At 72.9% G+C, this 22,301-nt stretch carries 21 protein-coding genes and 1 pseudogene; 7 read left to right on the plus strand and 15 right to left on the minus strand.

Annotated features, from left to right (window positions below):
• Window positions 1-64: 64 nt before the first annotated feature.
• Together AOA12_RS11460 and rpsT are read left to right on the plus strand one after the other, a co-directional pair.
• Window positions 65-799: an alpha/beta fold hydrolase gene (locus AOA12_RS11460; protein WP_054682853.1), complete on the plus strand. Its 735-nt coding sequence runs from the start codon at window positions 65-67 to the stop codon at window positions 797-799.
• Between the two features lie 112 nt (window positions 800-911).
• A complete protein-coding gene (gene rpsT, locus AOA12_RS11465) occupies window positions 912-1,172 on the plus strand; it encodes a 30S ribosomal protein S20 (RefSeq protein WP_054682855.1) in 261 nt (86 codons plus the stop codon).
• A gap of 209 nt (window positions 1,173-1,381) precedes the next feature.
• Here rpsT and holA read toward each other — a convergent pair whose 3' ends face one another.
• The 12 genes and pseudogenes from holA to AOA12_RS11525 form a co-directional block, all read right to left on the minus strand.
• Window positions 1,382-2,407 carry a DNA polymerase III subunit delta gene (gene holA, locus AOA12_RS11470; RefSeq protein WP_054682856.1) on the minus strand — a complete coding sequence of 342 codons (1,026 nt, stop codon included), beginning with the start codon at window positions 2,405-2,407 and terminating at the stop codon, window positions 1,382-1,384.
• Window positions 2,408-2,416: 9 nt separating this feature from the next.
• On the minus strand, window positions 2,417-4,789 hold the full coding sequence (locus tag AOA12_RS11475) for a ComEC/Rec2 family competence protein (RefSeq protein WP_231637069.1): 2,373 nt from the start codon (window positions 4,787-4,789) through the stop codon (window positions 2,417-2,419).
• A gap of 39 nt (window positions 4,790-4,828) precedes the next feature.
• A complete protein-coding gene (locus AOA12_RS11480) occupies window positions 4,829-5,047 on the minus strand; it encodes a hypothetical protein (protein WP_054682857.1) in 219 nt (72 codons plus the stop codon).
• A gap of 68 nt (window positions 5,048-5,115) precedes the next feature.
• Window positions 5,116-6,186: a hypothetical protein gene (locus tag AOA12_RS11485; protein ID WP_054682860.1), complete on the minus strand. Its 1,071-nt coding sequence runs from the start codon at window positions 6,184-6,186 to the stop codon at window positions 5,116-5,118.
• Complete coding sequence (locus AOA12_RS23615; protein WP_197281164.1) at window positions 6,183-6,533, minus strand: ATP-binding cassette domain-containing protein; 351 nt, start codon at window positions 6,531-6,533, stop codon at window positions 6,183-6,185. The genes AOA12_RS11485 and AOA12_RS23615 overlap by 4 nt, the downstream gene beginning before the upstream one ends.
• 391 nt (window positions 6,534-6,924) lie before the next feature.
• Window positions 6,925-7,437 (minus strand): annotated as a pseudogene (locus tag AOA12_RS24165) (peptidoglycan-binding domain-containing protein); the annotation flags it as partial.
• Window positions 7,430-8,089: a hypothetical protein gene (locus tag AOA12_RS11500; RefSeq protein WP_054682866.1), complete on the minus strand. Its 660-nt coding sequence runs from the start codon at window positions 8,087-8,089 to the stop codon at window positions 7,430-7,432. The gene AOA12_RS11500 and the pseudogene AOA12_RS24165, both read right to left, overlap by 8 nt.
• Window positions 8,089-8,283, minus strand: a complete 195-nt coding sequence (locus tag AOA12_RS11505) for a hypothetical protein (protein WP_156366478.1) — start codon at window positions 8,281-8,283, stop codon at window positions 8,089-8,091. The genes AOA12_RS11500 and AOA12_RS11505 overlap by 1 nt, the downstream gene beginning before the upstream one ends.
• A gap of 186 nt (window positions 8,284-8,469) precedes the next feature.
• Window positions 8,470-8,637 (minus strand): hypothetical protein, encoded by a 168-nt coding sequence (locus AOA12_RS11510; RefSeq protein ID WP_156366479.1) that lies wholly within the window; start codon window positions 8,635-8,637, stop codon window positions 8,470-8,472.
• Window positions 8,638-8,693: 56 nt separating this feature from the next.
• Window positions 8,694-9,284: a ComEA family DNA-binding protein gene (locus AOA12_RS11515; RefSeq protein WP_054682873.1), complete on the minus strand. Its 591-nt coding sequence runs from the start codon at window positions 9,282-9,284 to the stop codon at window positions 8,694-8,696.
• A 241-nt stretch (window positions 9,285-9,525) separates the two neighbouring features.
• Window positions 9,526-12,096: a leucine--tRNA ligase gene (gene leuS, locus AOA12_RS11520; protein WP_082406187.1), complete on the minus strand. Its 2,571-nt coding sequence runs from the start codon at window positions 12,094-12,096 to the stop codon at window positions 9,526-9,528.
• A gap of 58 nt (window positions 12,097-12,154) precedes the next feature.
• Window positions 12,155-13,477 carry an anthranilate synthase component I family protein gene (locus AOA12_RS11525; RefSeq protein WP_054682877.1) on the minus strand — a complete coding sequence of 441 codons (1,323 nt, stop codon included), beginning with the start codon at window positions 13,475-13,477 and terminating at the stop codon, window positions 12,155-12,157.
• 35 nt (window positions 13,478-13,512) lie between these two features.
• Between AOA12_RS11525 and AOA12_RS11530 the strand changes: the two genes are divergently transcribed.
• From AOA12_RS11530 to AOA12_RS11545, 4 genes are read left to right on the plus strand one after another with little or no spacing between them, the layout of a single operon-like run.
• Window positions 13,513-14,184: a DedA family protein gene (locus tag AOA12_RS11530; protein WP_054682878.1), complete on the plus strand. Its 672-nt coding sequence runs from the start codon at window positions 13,513-13,515 to the stop codon at window positions 14,182-14,184.
• Between the two features lie 4 nt (window positions 14,185-14,188).
• A complete protein-coding gene (locus AOA12_RS11535) occupies window positions 14,189-15,220 on the plus strand; it encodes an App1 family protein (protein ID WP_054682880.1) in 1,032 nt (343 codons plus the stop codon).
• A 19-nt stretch (window positions 15,221-15,239) separates the two neighbouring features.
• Window positions 15,240-15,950 carry an SOS response-associated peptidase gene (locus AOA12_RS11540; RefSeq protein WP_054682882.1) on the plus strand — a complete coding sequence of 237 codons (711 nt, stop codon included), beginning with the start codon at window positions 15,240-15,242 and terminating at the stop codon, window positions 15,948-15,950.
• The gene (locus AOA12_RS11545) at window positions 15,947-16,798 is read left to right on the plus strand and encodes a hypothetical protein (protein WP_054682884.1); all 852 of its coding nucleotides are present in this window, start codon (window positions 15,947-15,949) and stop codon (window positions 16,796-16,798) included. The genes AOA12_RS11540 and AOA12_RS11545 overlap by 4 nt, the downstream gene beginning before the upstream one ends.
• Before the next feature lie 182 nt (window positions 16,799-16,980).
• Here AOA12_RS11545 and nagE read toward each other — a convergent pair whose 3' ends face one another.
• Together nagE and AOA12_RS11555 are read right to left on the minus strand one after the other, a co-directional pair.
• Window positions 16,981-18,984, minus strand: coding sequence for an N-acetylglucosamine-specific PTS transporter subunit IIBC (nagE, locus tag AOA12_RS11550; protein ID WP_054682886.1), 2,004 nt, complete (start codon window positions 18,982-18,984; stop codon window positions 16,981-16,983).
• Window positions 18,985-19,064: 80 nt separating this feature from the next.
• Complete coding sequence (locus tag AOA12_RS11555; RefSeq protein WP_054682889.1) at window positions 19,065-20,168, minus strand: sensor histidine kinase; 1,104 nt, start codon at window positions 20,166-20,168, stop codon at window positions 19,065-19,067.
• Window positions 20,169-20,277: 109 nt separating this feature from the next.
• On the opposite strand from AOA12_RS11555, the gene AOA12_RS11560 reads away from it, so the two are divergent.
• Complete coding sequence (locus tag AOA12_RS11560) at window positions 20,278-20,865, plus strand: M15 family metallopeptidase (protein WP_054682890.1); 588 nt, start codon at window positions 20,278-20,280, stop codon at window positions 20,863-20,865.
• A gap of 27 nt (window positions 20,866-20,892) precedes the next feature.
• Here AOA12_RS11560 and AOA12_RS11565 read toward each other — a convergent pair whose 3' ends face one another.
• Window positions 20,893-22,287 (minus strand): CoA transferase, encoded by a 1,395-nt coding sequence (locus tag AOA12_RS11565; protein WP_054682892.1) that lies wholly within the window; start codon window positions 22,285-22,287, stop codon window positions 20,893-20,895.
• Window positions 22,288-22,301 lie beyond the last annotated feature (14 nt).

Genomic DNA, 22,301 nt, shown 5'->3' on the forward strand with positions numbered 1-22,301 from the left:
CGCTCAGCCTTTTCGCGGGTTTCTTCGGGGCGATGCGCGCGAGGTCGCGACGTAGGCTGACGGCATGACGGTGCACGTGGTGATGGTTCACGGCATCCGCACCTCTGCCACCATGTGGCGCGCGCAACGCGAGCACCTCGCCGAGCGGGGTGTGCCGTCGACCGCGGTCGACCTGCCCGGCCACGGCACGCGGCGGGGCGAGGAGTTCACGCTCGACGAGGCCTTCGCCACGATCGACCGGGCCGTGCGGTCGGCCACCGCCGACGGGCGCGTGCTGCTGGTCGGGCACTCGATGGGCGGGCTGCTGTCGATCGCCTACGCGGGCGGCGAGGACGGGCCGCCGATCGACGGCTTCGTCGCGGCCTCGTGCACCGCGGTCCCCCGCGGCACGGGCCTCGCGACCTATCGCGCCCTCGCGCGCGGCTTCGACCGGCTGCCCGGCCGCGGCCAGTGGATCGCCGATCGCGTGCTCGACGCGACGCTCCCGCCGCACACGCGCGCCGACTTCGGGGCGGGCGGCTACGCCTACGACGCGCAGGACGTCGCGCTGCGGAGCCTCTCGGTGCTCGACCTGCTCACCGCGCTGCGGCGCATCGACGTGCCGATGTGGTTCGTGAACGGGCAGTTCGACCAGCTGCGCGTCAATGAGCGGCTGTTCACGGCGACGGCGCCGCAGGCGGAGCTCATCGTCGTGCCGCGCACGAGCCATCTCGTCACGGCGATGCGGCCCGACGTGTTCAACGCCGTGCTGTCCCTCGCGATCGCGACGATCGAACGGATGCCGGAACAGACCTGCTAACATTGACTTTTGGCTTGCGTGTGGGCTTTCCCCTCACACGACCGCCGTGCGACAGCCCTCTCTTGTCACCCGGCACCTCCATCGAACACTCCGAACGAAAGATACGTCGAACGTGGCGAACATCAAGTCGCAGATCAAGCGCAACAAGACCAACGAGAAGGCGCATGAGCGCAACAAGGCCGTGAAGAGCGAGCTCAAGACGCTCGTCCGCCAGACCCGCGAGGCCATCTCGGCCGGCGACAAGGCCACCGCCGAGAAGAGCCTGCAGAAGGCGACCCGCAAGCTCGACAAGGCCGTGAGCAAGGGCGTCATCCACAAGAACCAGGCCGCGAACCGCAAGTCGGCGATCGCGAAGCAGGTCGCCGCTCTCTGAGCACCCGCTGACCTTCGGTGATGGCCCGCCCCTTCGGGGCGGGCCATCACCGTTTCCCGCCATCCGCGGGGGTGCCAGTTGTTCTCGCGAGGGTGCCAGTTGTTCTCGCGAGGGTGCTTTGGCGTTCGCGGCGAGAGCACCCTCGGTGAGACAGATGGCACCCTCGGTGAGACAACCGGCACCCTCGCGGGGATGGAGGCCCGCGGGGGTCAGGCGCCGAAGGGGGCGCGGGTGGCGATGACGGTGACGAGGCGTTCGACGGCGAAGACGGGGTCGCGAGAGCCGCCCTTGACCTCGGCATCCGCCCGCGCAGCGGCCTGGATCGCGAGACCGAGGGATGCCTCGTTCCATCCGCTGAGGTCGCGGCGGGCGCGGTCGACCTGCCAGTCCTTCAGGCCGAGACGGGCGGCCAGCTCGCGCGCGGACTCGCGGGAGCCCGCGACGCGCGCCATCGTGCGCAGCTTCGAGGCGATCGCGGCGACGAGCGGAACCGGGTCGGCGCCGCTCGCCAAGGCGTGCCGCAGCGTGATGAGCGCCTCGCCGTAGCGTCCCGCGATCGCGGTGTCGGCCACGGCGAACGCGGTCGTCTCGATGCGCCCGCCGTAGTAGCGCTCCACGATCTGCTCACCGATGTCGCCGGGGATGTCGGAGATCAGCTGCTGGCAGGCGGCGGCCAGCTCGGTGACGTCGTCGGCGAACGCGCCCACGAGCGCCCGCAGCGCAGCCGGCGCGATGCGCCGGCCCGCCGCCTGGAACTCCCCCGCGGCGAAGTCGAACCGGTCGGAGTCGCGCTTGATCGCGGCGCACGCGATCTCGACGCCGCCGCCGGTGCCTGCGCGGATCGCGTCGAGCAGCTTCTTTCCGCGCACGCTCGCGCCGGTGTGCCGCAGCACGACCGTCGCGCCGTCCTGCGGCGCCTCGATGTAGGCGAGCGCCTCGGCGAGGAACGCGTCGCTGCACTTCTCGGCGCCCGCGACGCGCACGAGGCGCGGCTCGCCGAACAGCGACGGCGAGGTCATCGTGAGCAGGCTGCCCGACGTGTAGTCGTCGGCGCGCAGATCGGAGATCTCCAGGCTCGGGTCCTCGGCGCGCAGGAAGTCGCGGACGCCGGCGATCGCGCGCTCCGCGCAGACCTCCTCCGGTCCCGAGACGAGCACGATCGGCGCCGGCTGCGGGGCGCGCCACGACACCTGCGGGATCGCGCTCTTGGGAGTCGATCGACGCGGTGCGGCCATGCCCCCAGCCTACCGAGGGGCACCGACGGACGGCTCCGCGTCTCCCCCGCGCTGCCTCCACACCCGCAGCGCGCCGTCGTCGTCGACGCTGACCGCGACCGCGCCGTCGGCGTCGGTGCGGGCGATCGTCGTTCCGGCCGCGCGCAGCGCGTCGAGGATCTCGGCACGCGGATGCCCGTAGGTGTTCTCGCCGACCGTGACGAGCGCCAGGGCGGCGTGCAGCTGTGCATAGAGGCCGTGGTCCTGATCGGCGCTGCCGTGGTGCGCGACCTTGACGACCGCGAACGACGCGCCGCGCAGCTCGCGCCGCACGCCCCGCTGGGCCTCGGCGTCGAGGTCGCCGAGGAGGATCGCGGCAGGCAGGCCGCCGCCCTCCCAGGCGGTCACGACGCTCGCGGTGTTTCCTGTCTCCCGCCCGTTCGCGCGTGGCCACAGCACGCGCCACCGCGCCTCGCCGAGCCGCCCGCTCATGCCCGTCGCGGCGGGCACCACCTCGGCGCCGCCCGCCGCGAGGGCGCGCAGCGTCGCGTGGTCGTCGCCCGAGCCCGGCGGCCCGTGCAGCACGACGTCGACACGTCCCTCGACCGCCTCCAGCCCGCCGCGATGGTCGAGGTCGAAGTGCGTGAGCACGAGCAGGTCGACCTCACGGATGCCGAAGAGCGCCAGGCAGCGCCGCAGCGCCTCGGGGTCGGGTCCCGTGTCGATGAGCGCCGTGCGTCCGCCCGAGCGCACGAGCAGAGCGTCGCCCTGGCCCACGTCGCACGCCGCGATCGACCAGCCGGCGGGCACGTGGCCCCGCTCGACGAGCGCGGCGATCGGTCCGAGGCCCACGAGGCATCCGATCGAGAGAGCGGCGACGACCCGTGCGGGCACGTGCGCCCAGGCCGGCTGCCCGGCGGCGAGCACTCCGATCGCGGCGCCGACCGCGGACAGGGCGAGGAGCCCGGGCCATCCCTCCAGCCATGGGAGGGCGTTCGCGGGAAGGCCGGCGAACGTCTCCGCCGTGCCGGCGATCCACGCGGCGGGCACCCACGCGAGCGCGGCCAGGCCGCTGCCGACGACGGGGATGCCGGCGGCCAGGCACGCCGCGAGCCCGACGACCGTGCCGGCCGGCGCGGCGGGGGCCGCGAGCAGGTTCGCGACGACGCCGTAGACCGGGATGGTCGGCGTGATGAGCACGAGCAGGGGGCCGCAGGCGAGCTGTGCCGCGAGCGGCACGGAGACGGCCAGGGCGAGGGGCGACGGCATCCATCGGGCGAGACCGTCGGCGAGCGGGCCGGCCGCGAGCAGCAGCGACCCCGTTGCCGCGGCCGAGAGCGCGAAGCCGAGCGACGACGCGAGCCAGGGATCGATCACGAGCAGCACGACGATCGCCGTCGCGAGGATCGAGACGCCGGCGCCGATCCGCCCGAGCAGCACGCCCAGCATCGCGATGACCGCCATCGCACCCGCGCGCACGACGCTCGGCTCGGGCGAGACGAGCACGACGAACCCGCCGAGGGCCGCGAGACCCGCGATCACGCGACCCGCCCGCGGCACGCCGCACCAGGCCGCCACGGCGAACGCGATGCCCACGACGAGAGCGCAGTTCGCGCCGGATACCGCGGTGAGGTGTGAGAGCGACGACGCCTTCATCGCGGCATCCAGCCCCTCGCCGACCCCGCTCGTGTCGCCCACGGACAGTCCCGCGATGAGGCCCGCACCCGGCTCCGGCAATCCCGCCGCGACCGCCTGCAGCCCGTCGCGCAGCGCCGCCGCCGACGCGAGCACGCCGCGGGGAGGATCGAGCACCGTCGCCTCGCTCGCGTGCACCACGAGCACGGCGCGCTCACCGGCGCGCGGCGGCGACGTCGTTCCCCGCACCTCGACGAGGGCGCCCAGGTCGAGGCCCTCCGGCGCGTCGGCCAGGCGCAGGAGCACGGGCGCGTCGACGGCCCTGCGCTCGTCGCCGATCCGCACCTCGTGCGCAACGGCATCGGTGCGCCAGCCCGTCGCCGACCGCTCGACCTTGCCGACCACCGTGGCCCGCACCTGCAGCGCACGCCCGCCGTCGGTCGGCAGCTCGGTCAACACCGCCCGTGCCGGCAGCATCGCCGCCACGTGCGTCGCTACCGCCGCGCCTCCCGCGGCGCAGATCGCGGCGACCGCGAGGAATGTGCGCCAGCCTCCGCGGCATCGCACGCCGGCGAGCACCGCCGCGAGCGCGAGGCTCCAGAGCGAGATCGCGATCGGCACCGTGACGGAGGGATGCAGCGTGACGACCGACGCCGTCGTCCACGCGACGCCGACGACCGGCGCGAGGCGCAGATCACGACGCCGTGCGCGCCTGCGGGGCGGCGGGGCGGTCTGCCGGGCCGCCGGCGCATCGTCCTGTCGGGTCACGCTGGCAGGCTCTCACCGCCACCGCGCACGCCGTCACCGTCAGCCGCGATCGGTGGACAGATCGCTCGTCGACGTCATTGTGGACGAGGCGATGAGGTCATGGGCAGTCATGGCCGCCTCCTCCTGCATGACGCGACCACGACGGCCCACGACCTCGGGCCGCCCGAGAAGGCGGTCGCTCGTTGCCGGATGCCGCGGTGCGGAGGCGACGACGAGCGCCCGCGATCCCGATGCCGTCTCCGTGAGCGATCGCGCCATGCGAAAAGCCCAGTTGTGAGAAGCCCCGTTGCGAGAAGCCCCGTGCGGCGAGAGCAGTGCGGCGAGGGCTACGCGCGCTCCTTGAACCGCTGAAAGAGCGTCGACTCCCTCAGCGGGACGACGGGGACGAGCGCGCCGAGGATCGCGCTCACGACGGCGATCGCGATCGTGGCGGCATAGGGCGAGGACCCGATCCCCTCGTCCCGGCCGAGCAGCAGGTGCGTCGCCCAGCCGCTCGCAGCCATGGCGAGGAGGCCTGCGGGCACTGCCCAGAACACCGTCTCGGCGACCGTGATCGCGACCAGATCACGATGCCGTGCTCCGGCGTGGAGGTTGCTCGCGAGCTCGAGCCGGCGTCTCCGCGTGCCCGCGGCGGCGACGACGGCGAACACGAGCCCGAGGGAGGCGACGGCGAACCGGGTCGGACGGTCGGCGAACTCCCTCTGTCCGTCGAAGCCCGGCCCTCGCGCGGGGTTCGCCGAGGTCGTGCGTGCGTCCTTCGCCGCGGCGGCGCCCGGGATGAGCGCGGAGCGCAGCACCGCGTCGCGCGAGGGGTCGGTCGGCCACACCTCCGCCCAGCACTCCGACGCCGTCTCCGGCGTGCCGATCGTCACGATGGCGCTCGCCAGTCGCGGGTCGCGCCCGTCTTCCTCGGGGTAGGCGAACGTGTCCAGAACCGCGACCTCGGCCTGCGAGAGGGCGAGCGTCGCTCCGGCATCCACGCCCCAGGTCTCCGCGAGGGCATCTGATAGGTACACTCCGGCCTCCCCCGTCACCGGGATCCCGAGAAGATCGGCCACGCCGTCGGTGACCTCGTAGTGCGGAATGCTGAGCGCACCGAGCGCGGGCAGCTGAACCGGATCGAGCGGTGTCACCGCGCCGGCGCCCGTGAAGCCCGGGAGCTCGCCGAGGCGATCGCACGCGGCCGGGGAGACGGCGCTGTCGGCGACGAGGATGCGGATCGCGGCGGCTGACGCACGGTACTCGCGGGCGCGGGCGTCGATGCCCCCGATCGTCGCGATGTCGGCGGCGAGAACGGCGCCGGTCGCGACGATCGCGACCGCGAACATCGCTCCGGCGCGCGCTGTGCCGGTGAGGGCGTTCCGCACCGCCTCCTGGATGAGGAAGGAGGCCCTCATCGGCTCACCGCGGCGACCGCGCTCGATGCGCGCGAAAGATCAAGGGTGTGAGAGCACGCGGCCATCGTGTCGTGGTCGTGCGTGGCGATGACGACGATGGCGCCCTCGGATGCCAGGCCTGCCAGGACGGCGTTGACGGTCTGCGCGGAGGCGCGGTCGAGCTGCGCGGTCGGCTCGTCCACGAGGAGCAGGTCGGCGCGCGTCGCGAGCGCCCTGGCGAGCATGAGCCGTTGCGCCTCGCCTCCGGAGAGGGAGCGGAACGGCCGTGCGCCGAGCCTCTCGATGCCGAAGCGCCGCAGCACGACGCGTGCTTCGCGCTCGGCATCGGCGCGGCACGCATGCGGCAGCGTCCTGCACGTCGAACAATGCCCCGGGCGGCACCGCCACGACGTCGACCGGCTCCAGGAGCGACGTGAGGCCCGTCAGCCCCGAGGCCTGGCCCGCTTGCGACGTGAGCGAGAACCCCGGCGACGCGGCGATCTTCGCGAGCTGCTCCGGATCGAGGACCGCCCCTTCCGAGATCGTCGCGTCGATGCCAGCGACGCGCACGGTCCTGTCGCCGGGCATCGGCGCCGAGGTGCCGGGGTCCACGATCTGCAGCGCCTGCAGGGCGCCCGCCGTGCTCCCGAACGGTGCCCCAGGCCCGACCGTCTGTCCGATGGTCAGGTCGCAGCGTGCGCGCACCGTCGTCTCCCCGGGAACGCGCAGGACGGTCGACACGCGGAACCTGCCGTCCGCCGGGTCGAGATCATGGTCGGTCTGGAACTGCTGCACCGCGTCGGCCAGCTCCGAATCGAATCGCCCCTCCGAACCGGACGGGTACCCCAGCGCCGCGAGCGCACCCCTGAGCGCCTCGACGTCGTCGCCCTCGTCGCCGAGGCTCAGGTCGCGGAACAGGGGCTGCACCGCGGCCAGTGCCACCACCGGCGCATTGTCCAGCCGCATCACGACGCTGCCGTTCGCCAGCGGCTGACCCACGGCACACGTGAGCTCCGTCACGGTACCGCCGCCCGCCACCGTGAGCGTCGTCGCCGGGCCGGTCACGGGCTGGAGCGCCACGGTCCTCTGGTCGCGATACGAGGTGGATGCCACGGGGTACGCCTCGGCCCTCGGCGGCTTCGCGAGGTTCGACGGCTCGGCCGGCGACAGGCTGAGGGCCAGCAACGCACCGCACGAGACCGCGGTCACGGCGAGAGCGGCGAGGCCCCGGAGCGTCCAGGCCCGCGCTGTCGCCCCGCGCCCCTCACTCATCCTCGATGATGTCGTAGTTCATGCCCGCCCCGTAGAAGCAGGATTTCACCTGCGGATCCTGCACGTCGAAGGGCGGGTTGCTTCGCATTCCGCGTTCCAAGAAGCCTCGCGTCGCATCGACGGTGACATCACCGCCGGCGAGCCCTGCTGATTCCAGACACGCGTACGCGACGCGCGCAGGGTCCGCATAAAGGTGCGGATTTCCCTGCTGTATCTCGAACAGCATGATCACGTTCCCGGCCGTTGCCGCCATGCAATCCATGTCGGCGCGCATCAACGCATCGACATCGTCAACCAACGGAGGTTTCAGCTCAACGGCACCACTGACAAACTGCGCAGTCGAAATTGTATATCCCTGATCAGACATGCAATCAAGATACAAGTCGATTCCCATGAGATACTCGCTCTGCTTTATGCGCCCCGACTCGGTTGCTCCCGTGAGCACATCCCGTTCAAAGTCCGTGAGCGAATCATCCCTCAGCGACTGCTCGAAGAGGTCCTGCAGCGAGTCGGCAATCGTCCCATCGACGGATGCCCTCTCTGTCGCAGAACAACCCACGAGCCCGAACACAAGGATGACCACCGCGGCGCAGAGCGCGGGGAACCGTCCGATGCAAAGACTCTGCGAACGCACAAGAACCTCGCCCGCCATCAGGAGCAGAGAATTCCGTCGCCGTGGGAGACGCGTCCTTCGTGCGTGAAATCGATATGGCCACAGTTACGCCCGCCACCGGGCGCGCAAGAAAGCGTCACCACTCCGGCATCGAGTTCTGTCGCCACGACCGATGTCGGCGGCGAGACGAAGATACCGACCGCGAACTTCCCGAACACCATGCCCCCCAGCATCAGTATCGTCCTGTCGGCACACATCACTTGGATGCCACATCCATATTGCAGGACGCGCGGAGGCGTGTCAACTCCGTGATCGCCTCCACTGGCAGCGCCCGCAGAGATCAGAAGCGGCTGGGTTCCACGCCGCTCAAGACCGCATACGCCAGCTCGGCGGATGAGGCGATGTACCGGGTAGTGCCGTCAGCCGTCGAGACGACGCCGGTCAGCCTCCAGCATGGCGCCGAGCTCCACGTCCACATCGATGCTCGGAAAGAAGTCCGTGCGGCGCGTTGCTCGACGGGGAGGAGTCGCGAGACCCGCACGAATCAGCCGGTCCAGCGGGTCCTGGTCGAACCCGGTCGCGCTCATCTTCCTCCTCATGGTCAAGAGCGTCGCACTCATCGCCACAGACTTCATACCCGCTCTCACAGCACCACCAGGTCGCGCAGGCCCTCGAGCATCTTCTCGCCGATGCCCGAGACCGCGAGCAGATCCTCCACGCTCGTGAACGGCCCGTTCTCGTCACGCCACTGGATGATCCGGGCCGCGATCGCGGGGCCGACGCGTGGAAGCGTGTCGAGCGCCGCCGCGTCGGCCGTGTTGAGGTTCACGCGACCGTCGGCCTCCCCCGCAGCCGCGGCCGATGGCGGTGGCACCTCGCCGACGGCCGGCACGTACAGCTGCTCGCCGTCGCTCAGTGCCCGCGCCAGGTTCACGGCGGCCGCGTCCGCGGCATCCGTCATGCCGCCCGCCGCCGCGACGACGTCGACCACGCGCGCACCCTCGTCGAGCCGGTAGAGGCCGGGACTCACGACCTGCCCGTGCACGTGCACGTACACGGGCGCCGCCGTGGCGCGGATCTCGACCGCGACGACCTCCTCGGCCGGCGCGGATGCCGTGCGCACGACGCCGATCGCGACCGTGGCGGCAGCGGCGGCGAGCACGAGCACGATCGCCGCGCCCAGGCCGACGGTGCGGCGCGGTCGCGGCGCGGGCGGCGGGTCGACGGGGTCCACACGGGCAGCCTCGCACCCGCGCCCGTGCCGCGGAGCGCGAACCGAGCGATCGGTGGACAGATCCGCCGGGTCACACACTGGGGACGAGGCGGCGAACACACCCGAACACCGGCGCAAGGGTGCTAATTATCTCGCCGAGGGTGCTTTCGAGAGCACCCTCGCGGGAACAACTGGCACCCTCGCGAGAACAACTGGCACCCTCGCGAGAAAAAGACGAGGGGATGCCGCGAGCACGGGGCCGCTAGGCGACGGTGAAGCTGACGACCTTGGGGGCGCGGACGACGACGCGGGTGATCTCGCGGTCGCCGAGCGAACGGCGCACCTTCTCGTCGGCGCGGGCGACGGCCTCGAGCTCCTCGCTGGAGATCTTCGCGGGCACCTGCAGCGTGCCGCGCACCTTGCCGTTGACCTGCACGACCGCGGTCACGCTCTCCTCCACGAGCAGCGTCGCGTCGGGCTGACGCCACGAGACGAGGCCGACGAACGGCGCGTACCCGAGCTTCGCCCACATCTCCTCCGCCGTGTGCGGGGCGAACAGGTCGAGCACCATCGCGACGGCCTCGGCGGCCTCGCGCACGGCGGGGTCGCCGGCGCCGGGGCCCGTGTCGATCGTCTTGCGGATCGCGTTGACGAGCTCCATCAGGCGGGCGACGACGACGTTGAACTTCGTCTGCTCGACGAGCCCGTGCACGTCGGCCCACAGCCGGTGCGTCACGCGCCGCAGCGCGACGTCGCCCTCGGCCCACACGGCGTCGGGGGCGCTCGTGACCTCGGAGGCGACGCGCAGCGCGCGGGCGAGGAACTTGGCGGCGCCGGTCGTCGACACGTCGGCCCAGTCCTTGTCGTCCTCGACGGGCCCCGCGAAGGCGAGCGCGACGCGCAGCGCGTCGGCGCCGTGCTGCTCGAGCTCCTCCTGGAACAGCACCAGGTTGCCCTTGCTCTTCGACATCTTCGCGCCGTTGAGGATGACCATGCCCTGGTTGATGAGGCTGGAGAACGGCTCGGTGAACTCGACGAGGCCCATGTCGAACAGCGCCTTCGTGATGAAGCGCGCGTACAGCAGGTGCAGGATCGCGTGCTCCACGCCGCCGATGTAGAAGTCCACGGGACCCCACTTGTCGGCCTCCGCGGGCGAGAACGCCTCCGCGGCGCTGCCCGGCGACAGGAAGCGCAGGAAGTACCACGAGCTGTCCACGAAGGTGTCCATCGTGTCGGGGTCGCGCAGCGCGGGCTCGCCGGTCTCGGGGTCTGTCGTCGCGACCCACTCCGACGCGCCGCCGAGGGGCGACGTGCCCTTCGGCGTGAGGTCGAGGCCCGTGATCGAGGGCAGCTCGACCGGCAGCCGGTCGTCGGGCACGGGCACGATGCGTCCGTCGGACGTGTGCACCATGGGGATGGGCGTGCCCCAGAACCGCTGGCGCGAGATCAGCCAGTCGCGCAGGCGGTAGTTCTTCGCCGCGCGCCCCGCGCCGCCCGCCTCGAGCTGCTCGATCGCGCGCGCGATCGCGTTGCGCTTGCTCAGGCCGTTCAGCGAGCCCGAGTTGATCATGCGCCCCTCGCCCGTGAGCGCGACGCCCGTCTTCGCGGGGTCGACGTCGTCGGCGCCGGCGGATGCCGGGTCGATCGGCACGCCGTTCTCGTCGAGCTCGATCACCGGGATCGCGCCGGTCAGCGGCGCCAGCGTGTCGACGACGACCTTCACCGGCAGGCCGAAGGCGCGCGCGAAGTCGAGGTCGCGCTGGTCGTGGGCGGGCACGGCCATGACCGCGCCGTGGCCGTAGTCGGCCAGCACGTAGTCGGCCGCCCAGATCGGCAGCCGCTCGCCGTTGATGGGGTTGACCGCGTAGCGCTCGAGGAACACGCCCGTCTTGGGGCGGTCGGCGGTCTGACGGTCGATCTCGCTCGTCTTCTGCACCGTCTCCAGGTAGCCCCGGAAGCGCTCCTGCACCTCGGCGGAGGCGCCCGCCGCGAGCTCGGACGCCAGGTCGCTGTCGGGCGCGACGACGAAGAACGTCGCGCCGTGCAGCGTGTCGGGGCGCGTCGAGAACACGGTGACCTTCTCGTCCCGGCCCTCGATCTCGAAGTCGATGTCGGCGCCGACCGAGCGGCCGATCCAGTTGCGCTGCATCTGCAGCACCTTGTGCGGCCAGAAGCCCTCGAGCTGGTTGAGGTCGTCGAGCAGGCGGTCGGCGTACTGCGTGATGCGGAAGTACCACTGCGTGAGCTTCTTCTTCGTCACCTCGGCGCCGCAGCGCTCGCAGTGGCCGTCGACGACCTGCTCGTTGGCGAGCACCGTCTGGTCGGCGGGGCACCAGTTGACGGGGCTCTCCTTGCGATAGGCGAGCCCGCGGTCGTAGAGGCGCTGGAACAGCCACTGGTTCCACCGGTAGTACTCCGGGTCGCTCGTGTGCAGCACCCGCGACCAGTCGAACGAGACGCCGTACTGCTTGAGGCTCGCCTTCTGCTGGTCGATGTTCTGGTAGGTCCACTCGCGCGGGTCCGCACCGCGCTTGATCGCCGCGTTCTCGGCGGGCAGGCCGAAGCTGTCCCAGCCGATGGGGTTGAGCACGTTGTAGCCGCGGTGCCGCCAGAACCGCGCGACGATGTCGGAGTAGAGGTAGTTCTCGGCGTGGCCCATGTGCAGGTCGCCCGACGGGTACGGGAACATCGCCAGCACGTACTTGCGCGGCCGGGTGTCCTCGTCGCCGCCGGCGCGGAACGGGTCGTGCTCGGCCCAGAGCGCCTGCCACTTCTGCTGGATGGCGTGCGGATCGAAGGCGCCGCCCTCGGCGGCGATTTCGCTGGTCGTCATGGACACGGGTATCCCATCGTGATGAGGAGAGTGAGACGCGAGAACTCGCCCTTTTAGGCTACCCGACGCCGTCTGACCACTCCCGAGGCAGCCGGGCGCCGATCGCGGCGAGCGGTCCGCGCGCCTTGACGGCGACCTCGGCGACCTCGGCGGCGGCCTCGGAGCGCCAGGTGATGCCGCCGCCGGCGCCGACCGAGACGGAGTCCGCCTCGTACACGATCGAGCGGATCACCATCGCCAGGTCGGCGCCGCCGTCGTCGCCGATCCACCCGAAGCAGCCGGCGTAGACGCCGCGCGGCGCGCCCTCCAGGCGGTGCAGGATCGTCATGGCCGACCGCTTCGGGGCGCCCGTCATGCTCCCGGCGGGGAACGCGGCATCCAGCACGTCGCCGATGCGCACGCCCGGCAGGAGGGCGCCGGCGACGGTGCTGACGAGCTGGTGCACGGCGGGGTACGACTCCACGTGCAGCAGCCGCTCGACCGTGACGCTGCCGGGCGCGCACACGCGCTGCAGGTCGTTGCGCATGAGGTCGACGATCATCACGTTCTCGGCGCGCTCCTTGACGCTCTCGAGCAGCTCGCGCGCCTGGCGCGCGTCGTCCTGCGGATCGGTGCCGCGCGGCCGCGTCCCCTTGATCGGCGAGGTGCGCACGGTGCCGCCCCCGATCTGCAGGAACCGCTCGGGGCTCGCGCTCAGCAGCACGCGGTCGCCGACGCGGACGAGCCCGCCGTGGTGGGTCGGGTGCGCCGCGCGCAGCCGCAGGTAGGCGTCGACGGCCTCCCCCGCATCGCTCCGCGGCACCTCGAACCGCGTCGTGAGGCACAGCTGGTAGGCGTCGCCGGCGCGGATCGCGTCGCGGCAGCGCTCGATGAGCGCCGCGTACGCACGCGGATCGTGGCGCGCGACCGCCGTGAGACCGCCGTCGGGCCCGCCCTCCGCCGGTGCGCCCGCGGACGCCGGGGCGGATGCCGCCCAGCCCTCCGCCCGCCGCACGGCGTCGTCCAGCTCGCCGGCCGGGGCGACGACCCACGTCTCGCGGCGGGCGTGGTCGAACGCGAGGAACCACGCGACGGCGAGCCCGGCGTCGCCCGGCCCATCGAGCCGCGCGGGCGCCCCGGCACGGGCGGCCGCGTCGTCGTAGGCGCACCAGCCGACCCAGCCGCCGCCGAAACCGCCCCAGCGCCGCTCTGCCGACGTCTCGCAGACGACGTGGCGGGGCACCGGCGCGGGCACGCCCACGCCCATCCAGCTCCATCCGCCGGTCGCGTCGCGCCCCGAGTCGAGCCAGAAGGCGTGGGGCTCGCGCGCCGGTCCGCCCAGGAACGCCGCCGCCGGGTCGACCCACGACGGCAGTCGGCGGGCCTCACGTGCAGCAGACACGGAATTCACAGTAGCGGGCACCGTACGCTTGTCGGGTGAACGACTTCCTCTCCTGGATCCTGGATGCCGTTCAGAGCGTCGATCCCGTGCTGAGGACGATCCTCGCGGGCGTCGCGATGATGCTGGAGACGAGCATCCTGGTCGGCCTGATCGTTCCCGGCGACACGATCGTGATCGTCGCGGCGACCGCCGTCGCGTCGCCCGTCGAGGGCGTCCTGCTGGGCGTCGCCGTCGTCGTCGGCGCGCTCGCGGGCGAGAGCATCGGCTTCTGGCTGGGGCGGTGGCTGGGGCCGCGCATCCGCGCGTCGCGCCTCGGCGCCCGCATCGGCGACGACAACTGGCGCCGGGCCGAGCTCTACCTGCAGCGTCGCGGAGGCCCGGCGGTGTTCATCTCGCGGTTCCTGCCCGTGCTGCACTCGCTCGTGCCGCTCACCGTCGGGATGAGCGGGTTCTCGTTCCGCCGGTTCCTCGCGTGGACGATCCCCGCGTGCGTCGTGTGGTCGGTGCTGTACGTCTCGGTCGCCGCGGCCGCTGCCGGCACGTACCGCGAGCTCGCCGACCAGCTGCACTACGCCGGCTACATCTTCGTGGGCGTCATCGCGCTGTTCCTGCTGTTCGTGTGGCTCGCGAAGCGCTTCATCATCGCGCGCGAGGCGCGGCACATGCACCTCGAGCCCGATGCCGAGCACCACGACGTGACAGACTGAACCGGTGGCCACGCCGACGACCCCTCCCAAGGTGCTCTGGCTCGCACGTCTCGAACACCGCCTGCATGCCTGGCGCGAACGTCGTGCGCGCCGGCGCGGACACCGGCCGACCGTCGCCGCGTTCCCCGGCTACGGCGGCGAGGACTGGGTGCGGGTGCTCGCGCGCGTGCTCATCGTGCCGCCCGTGCCGACCCGGCGCCGCGGGGCCGATGCGGCCGTGCGCGGATGGCGCAGCTTCGCGTCGGTGCCGATCGGCTTCGCTCCCGTGCGGGTCGACATCGAGGGCACGGTGCACGAGGTCGTCGCCGATCGCGGCGGCGTGATCGACACCGTGCTGCCCGCGCGGCTGTCGCCGGGCTGGCATCCGATCACGATGTCCGTCGAGGGCTCCGACCCGGTCGAGACGAGCGTGTTCATCGTGGGCGCGGAGGTTCCGTTCGGCATCATCTCCGACGTCGACGACACCGTCATGGTGACGGCCCTCCCGCGGCCGCTCGTCGCGGCGTGGAACTCGTTCGTCGTCGACGAGCGCGCCCGCCAGCCGGTTCCCGGCATGTCGGTCATGCTGGAGCGGATCGTGCACGACCGGCCCGGCACGCCCGTGATCTACCTCTCCACGGGCGCGTGGAACGTCGCGCCGACGCTGCAGCGCTTCCTGCGCCGGCACCTGTTCCCCAAGGGCGCGCTGCTGCTCACCGACTGGGGGCCGACGCACGATCGCTGGTTCCACAGCGGCCGCGAGCACAAGCGCGAGAACCTGCGCCGGCTGGCGGGCGAGTTCCCGCGCGTGAAGTGGCTGCTCATCGGCGACGACGGCCAGCACGACGACGACCTGTACACGGAGTTCACGAGCGAGTTCCCCGAGAACGTCACGGCCGTCGCGATCCGCCGGCTCTCGCCCGCGCAGGTCGTGCTGGCGGGCGGGCGCACGTCGGTCAACGACCACTCCGCCGCGTCGGTGCCGTGGGTGACCGGGCCCGACGGGGCCGCGCTGCTCGACCGGCTGCGCGAGGCGGGGGTCGTCGACGGCGCGTGAGGCCGCCTACCCTGGAGGGATGTGCGGTCGGTTCGTCATCGCCCAGCCGGGGCCGGAGCTGGTCGGCGTGCTGCGCGTCGACCTCGTCGCCGACGATCTGCCGGCGCCGTCGTTCAACGTCGCGCCGACCGACCGCGTCGCGATCGTGCTCGACTCGGCGAAGTCCGAGCCGCCGGTGCGGCGCCTCGAGGCGGCGCGCTGGGGTCTCGTGCCCGGGTGGGCGAAGGACGTCTCGGTGGGCGTGCGCGCCATCAACGCCCGCGCCGAGGAGGCCGCCGGCAAGCCGACGTTCCGCGAGGCGCTCGTCTCGCGGCGCGCGATCGTCCCGGCATCCGGCTACTACGAGTGGCACACGAGCGAGGGCGTGAAGACGCCGCACTACATCCACCCCGCCGACGGCGCGCCGCTGCTGTTCGCGGGGCTCTACGAGTGGTGGCGCGATCCCGCCAAGGCGGGCGACGATCCCTCGCGCTGGCTGCTGAGCTTCACGATCCTCACGCGCGCGGCGGTCGGCGACCTGGGCGCGATCCACGACCGGATGCCGCTGTTCGTCGACCCCGACCACGCCGACGCGTGGCTCGATCCGCACGCCGACGACGCCGCCGGACTGCTGGACGCCGCGTCCGACGCCGCGCCGCACGTCGCCCGGGGGCTCGAGGCCTACGCCGTCGGCAGCGCGGTCGGCAACGTGCGCAACGACACGCCCGACCTCATCGAGCCGGCGTCGTGATCACCGTCGTCGCCGTCGACTGGCGTGCCGCCGAGGCCCGTCACCGGGAGCGCGCCGACGCGCTCACGGCGGGCCATCGCGCCCGTGCGGCGCGCGGCGAGCCGCACCCGGTCGAGGACTTCCTGTTCACCTACTACTCGTACAAGCCCGCGGTGCTGCGCCGGTGGCATCCGGGCGAGGGACGGGAGCTGGCGGATGCCGCGGACGACGCGCGCGCCGCGTGGCGCTGGTACCGGCCGGGCGGCGCACCCCGGTCGCTCGTCGTCGACGGCGCGGCGCTGCGCGCCGAGAAGGCCGAGCCGATCGCGCAGATCGCGGCGATCCTGCGCGGCACGCAGGCCCGGCCGGCGTCGTTCGGCTGCTTCGGCATGCACGAGTGGGCGATGGTGTACCGCCAGGGCGAGCACCGGCATCCCGTGCCGCTGCGGCTCGGCCAGGAGGGCACGGATGCCGTGGTCGAGGCGCACGACCTGCGGTGCACGCACTTCGACGCGTTCCGGTTCTTCACCCCCGCGGCGGCGCCGCGCAACCGGCTCCCCCTCACGCGGGCCGGTCAGGGCGCGCAGGAGCAGCCGGGGTGCCTGCACGCGGGCATGGACCTGTACAAGTGGGCGATCAAGCTGGGCCCGCTCGTGCCCGGCGAGGTGCTGCTCGACGCGTTCGAGCTGGCCCGCGACATCCGCGAGCTCGACATGCGCGCGTCGCCCTACGACCTGCGCGCCTGGGGCTACTCCCCGGTGCCCGTCGAGACGGCCGACGGCAAGGCCGAGTACGTGCGCCGGCAGCGCCGCTTCGCCGACCGCGGTGCCGCGCTGCGCGCGCGGCTGCGCGAGATCGTCGAGGGCTGACACGGCGCCGGGCGTGCACCGTGCAGGAGATTCTGCGCCCGCCGGCCTGAGCGCCCGGCGACACGCCCGGGATCGCGAAGACGTCCTGCACGGTGCACGACGCGGGCGCCCAGCGACGGCGGCCGGTCTCGCCGGTCGGGTGCCCGCGACGCGAAGCCGCGGGCACCCGACCGGCGAGACGCTCAGTCGAAGACGACCGTGGCGGACTCGTCGTTCAGCACGATGACGGGCGTGACGGCCGACAGGCCGGCGGCGCGGATCGCGGCGGCGTCGAAGCGCAGCAGCGGCGTGCCGGCGGCCACCTCGTCCCCCGCCGCGACGAGCGTCTCGAAGCCGGTGCCCTTGAGCCCGACGGTGTCGATGCCCACGTGGATCAGCAGCTCGGTGCCGTCGTCGAGCCGGAGGCCGATCGCGTGGGCCGTCGGGAACACGGATGCCACGGTGCCGTCGGCCGGTGCGACGACGGTGTCGCCGCTCGGATCGATCGCGACGCCCGGTCCCATCGTGCCGCTCGCGAACATCGGGTCGGGCACGTCGGCGAGCGCCACGACGGCGCCCTCGACGGGCTGGCGCAGCCGCACCGTGCGCCCGGACGCCGCCTGCTCCGCCCGTTCCCTCTCCTCGAGCGCGGCGCCCGCCGCGATCAGCGCCCCGCCGACGCCCGGGGCGACCATGCCCGCGACCGCGCCCGTCGTCGCCGCCCCGGCGCCGGGGAAGGCCTCGATCCGCTCGGGCGCGACGCGGCCCGCGATGACGTCCTCCATGGCGTCCTTCACGAACTGCACGTTGAGCCCGTAGACCACCTGCACCGACTTGCCGCCGGCCTTCATCGTGCCGGCCGCTCCGGCGCGCTTCAGGGCGGCCTCGTCGATCTTCGACGGGTCGTCGATCTCCATGCGCAGGCGGGTGGCGCAGTTGTCGAGGTCGAGGATGTTCGCCTTGCCGCCGAGGGCGTCGATGAACGCCGCGGCGGTCACGTGGTAGTCGCTGCCCGAGGAGGCTCCTCCGGCGTCCGCCCCGTCGTCGTCCTCGCGGCCGGGGGTCTTGAGGTTCCACCTCTTGATCACGAACCGGAACGTGAAGAAGTAGATGAAGAACCACGCCACGCCCATGATCGGGATCATCCACGGGTTCTGCGCGAGCGGGTTGACCCAGCCGAGCACGAGGTCGATGAAGCCGCCCGAGAAGCCGAAGCCCATGCGGGTCGGCAGGATCGCGCTGATCGTGAGCGAGATGCCCATGAAGACCGCGTGGATCAGGTAGAGCCACGGCGCGACGAACATGAACGCGAACTCCAGCGGCTCGGTGACGCCGACGAAGAACGAGGCGACGGCGGCCGACAGCATGATGCCGTAGGTGACCTTCTTGCGCGTCGTCTTGGCGGTCATGTACATCGCGAGCGCCGCGCCGGGCAGGCCGAACATCATGACGGGGAAGAAGCCGGTCATGTACTGCCCCGTGACGCCGAAGACGCCCGCACCCGCGGAGCCCTGCTGGAAGTTGACGAGGTCGTTGATGCCGGCGACGTCGAACCAGAACACCGAGTTGAGCGCATGGTGCAGGCCGACCGGGATGAGCAGGCGGTTGAAGAACCCGTAGAGGCCGGCGCCGACGGGGCCGAGCGTGACCATCCATTCGCCGAACGCCACGAGGCCGCTGTAGAGCACGGGCCACACGAACAGCAGCACGAGCGCGGCGACCAGCGAGGCGCCGGCGGTCACGATGGCCACGGAGCGCTTGCCCGAGAAGAACGACAGCGCGTCGGGCAGCTTGGTGTCCTTGAAGCGGTTGTAGCACCACGCGCCGATGAGGCCGGCGATGATGCCGACGAAGACGTTGTTGACCTTGCCGAACGCGGGGTTGACCTCGGAGATGTCGTCGATGCCGAACAGCACCTGCACCGTCGCGGGCGACAGCAGCGTCGTCATCGTGAGCCACGACACGAGTCCGGCGAGCGCCGACGTGCCGTCGGTCTTGTTCGCCATGCCGATCGAGATGCCGATCGCGAACAGCAGCGGCATGTTGTCGAGCAGCGCCCCGCCGGCCGCGCCGAGGAAGGCCGACGCGACGTTCGGGCCGCCGGCGGCCGAACTGATCCAGTAGCTGATGCCGGACAGGATCGCTGCGACCGGCAGCACCGCGACGGGCAGCATGATCGATCTGCCCAGTCTCTGGAAGAACTTCATGGGATTCTCCACTCTTCGTCGGGCTCCTCTTCGAGCCCGCTGGTGCTCCGCATCCTATGAGCCGCGCGCTGCCCGGGCAATCATCGGGATGCCGTGGACCCCGGCCGCGGGGCCGCGGGCAGCGTCACGGTCGCCCGCAGCCCGCCCTCGGGGAGCGCCGCCAGATCGAGCGTGCCGTCGTGCGCGCGCACGATGCTCTTCGCGATCGCGAGCCCCAGTCCGACGCCGGCGTGGTCGCCGCGGATCCGCTCGGAGCCGCGCTGGAACGGCTCGGTCAGCGTCGCGACGAGCCGGGGGCTCAGCACCTCGCCGGTGTTGCGGACCGTGAGCGTCGCGCGCTCGCGGCCCGGGTGCGTCGTCACCTGCACGGTGCCGCCCGCCGAGACGTTGTGCACGATGCCGTTGTGTACGAGGTTCGCGGCGAGCTGCTGCAGCAGCGCGGGCGAGCCGAGCGCGACGGCGACCTCGCCCGACACCTCGATGGTCACGCCGCGTCGCTCCGCGAGCGGGAGCAGCGTCTCGGCGGCCTCCTCGGCGACCAGCGAGAGGTCCACCCGCTCGCGGTCGAAGCCGCGGCGGTCGGCCCGGCTCAGCAGCAGCAGCGCCTCGGTGAGCTCGATCGCGCGCGCGTTGACGAGGGCGAGCCTGCGCAGCAGCTCGGCGTCGCCGCGGTCGGGGTCCTGCAGGGCGACGTCGAGCAGCGTCTGCGTCACCGCGAGCGGCGTGCGCAGCTCGTGCGACGCGTTCGCGGCGAAGCGCCGCTGCTCGTCGACGTGCGCCTCGATCTGCGCCAGCATCGCGTCGAAGCCGTCGGCGAGCTCGCGGAACTCGTCGTGCGGCCCGGGCAGCGCGATGCGGTGCGACAGCGCGCCGTCCGCGGCCGCGCGCGTCGCGGCGGTGATCCGTCGCAGCGGCGCGAGCATGCGGCCCGCGAGCAGCCAGCCGCCCAGCAGTCCCAGGGCGAGGAGGAGGACGAGCGCCCATGCCGCCGCGGGCGCGAACGCGCGGATCAGGTCGTCGCGCCCGGGAAAGAACGGCCCGTCGGTCTCGGCCGCGTGGGGCGGCACGTAGCGCAGCAGGAAGACCCACACGACGGCGAGCAGCAGCGCGCCGGTGACGAGGACGACGGCCGCGTAGCTGAGGGCGAGCTTGAGCCGCGCGCTCAGGCCGGGCGCCCTATCCACCGTCCCCGCCCGCGTCCCGCATCCTCACATCGTACGAACCGCGGCGTATCGCGCGCATATCGGATTCCGCATACGGGCCGGCAACGCGGCATCAGGTTGCGTGGACGCCATGATCCACACCGAGTCGTCGCCCGTCCGCGGCCGCCCGCGCGGCGCCGCCGCGCCGATCGCCCTCGTCCTCGCCGGCCTGGCCGCGCTGACGATCGGCGCCTCCGCGTTCCTCCTCGTGCCGACGTCGCCGGCGTCGGCGCGCGCGGTCGGCACCGCCGACGGGGTCGTCCCCGAGGGGGTGACGGCGTTCGACGACGCGTACCCGGCGATCTCGAAGCTCGACCCGGCGCTCCTCGCCGCGCTGCGGCAGGCCGCGGACGACGCCGCGGACGAGGGCGTCGTGCTCGAGGTCAACAGCGGCTGGCGTTCCGTCGCCTATCAGGAGAGGCTCCTGCGCGAGGCGGTCGCGGAGCACGGATCGGCGGACGAGGCCGCGCGCTGGGTCGCCGAGCCGAGCGCGTCGTCGCACGTCTCGGGCGCCGCCGTCGACATCGGCCCGGCCGAGGCGAGCTCCTGGCTGATCGCGTACGGCGCGCGGTACGGCCTCTGCCAGATCTACGCCAACGAGCCGTGGCACTTCGAGCTCCGCCCCGACGCCATCGAGGCCGGCTGCCCGGAGATGTACGCCGACGCGACCGAACGGTAGCCGGGTGCGCCGAGCGGCCGCGGTCCCTCACCGCCACTCCGCCTCGTGACGACCGAGCGGTCCGGCCTCGTGCGCCCACGCCTGCGGCGCGCCGTCGATGCGGGCCGCGGGCCCCGTCGCGAGGGCAGGCCCCCATGCGGTCATCCGCTCGACGAGCGGCACGTCGTCGAGCGATCGCGGGTCGGCCGGCTCGTCGGAGACGGGGAGCGAGAACAGCAGATTCGCGGTGCCGACGAGCGAGGCGCGGATCGTGGCGACCCTGCGTTCGGCGAGGCGCACGGCGAGGGCCCGCGCGATGGCGGCGCCCAGCAGCCACCCGGTGGCGTGGTCGAGGGCCTGGACGGGCAGGGCGCCGGGCGCGGATCCCGGAGCGGTCTCGCCCGCGGAGATGCCGCAGCTCAGCTGCACGAGGCTGTCGAAGCCGCGGCGCTCGCGCCACGGCCCCGACCATCCGTACGCGTTGAGACGCGCGACGACGAGATCCGGGTTCAGGGCGCGGAGCCGCTCGTCGGAGTAGCCCCGCCGTTCGAGCGCGCCGGCACGGAGCCCGCAGACGAGCACGTCGGCCCCGGCGATGAGGGCGTCGAGGCGCGCACGCCCCGCGGCGGTCGCGAGGTCGAGGGCCGCGGTGCGCTTGCCGAGGGTCGTCTCGGGCAGGAGCGGCGGCACCTCCGCGAAGCCCGGCGGGTCGACGCGGAGCACGTCGGCGCCGTACCCGGCGAGGAACCGCGTGCAGACCGGCCCCGCGATGACCCGGGTGAGGTCGAGGACGCGCACGCCCGCGAAGGGCAGCTCCGGCCGAGGCGCCCACGAGGCGACGCGTGCGCCGGGCGTCCAGGCCGTCGCGACCGCCGGCGCCGCGGCGGTCGCCGCCCCGGCCTCGGTCGCGAGCCACTGCTCGCGCGTGCGCAGCGCCGCGGCGGCTCCCCCGGCGGCGACGACCGCCTGCTCGAGCCGCTCCGCGGCGAGCGCCGACACCCGCTCCTCGACGGTCGCGCGATCGCGCGCGCCGAGCACGCGCTCGACCGCGGCGCGGTGCGACGGATAGTTGGTGTGCAGCCGGATCCAGCCGTCCGCCGCGCGGTAGTTGCCGGCGATCGGGTCCCAGAGCGGCGGCCGCTCCCATCCGACGGGCGTGAAGCGCCCCTCGGCGGCGAACGCCGCCGAGGCCTCCCGGCTGTCGACGCGCACGCCCGGGACGTCGCGGGCGCCGTGCCGCAGCGCGAGGAGCTGGGCGGCGGCGAGCGTCGCACAGGCCACCGCGCCGATGGCGAGACCGGTCACGTCGAACCCGGCCGGCAGCGTCACGCGGGGTCCGTCGAGCACGACGTCGCCGGGCAGCAGGCCACCGGGCGGCAGGGGGATGCCGTCATCGATCGCGCCCCACAGACGCCGGACCAGGGAGAGGGGGATGCTGCTCATACCGGAATGCTCCG

Source organism: Microbacterium sp. No. 7, from assembly GCF_001314225.1.
GTDB lineage: Bacteria > Actinomycetota > Actinomycetes > Actinomycetales > Microbacteriaceae > Microbacterium.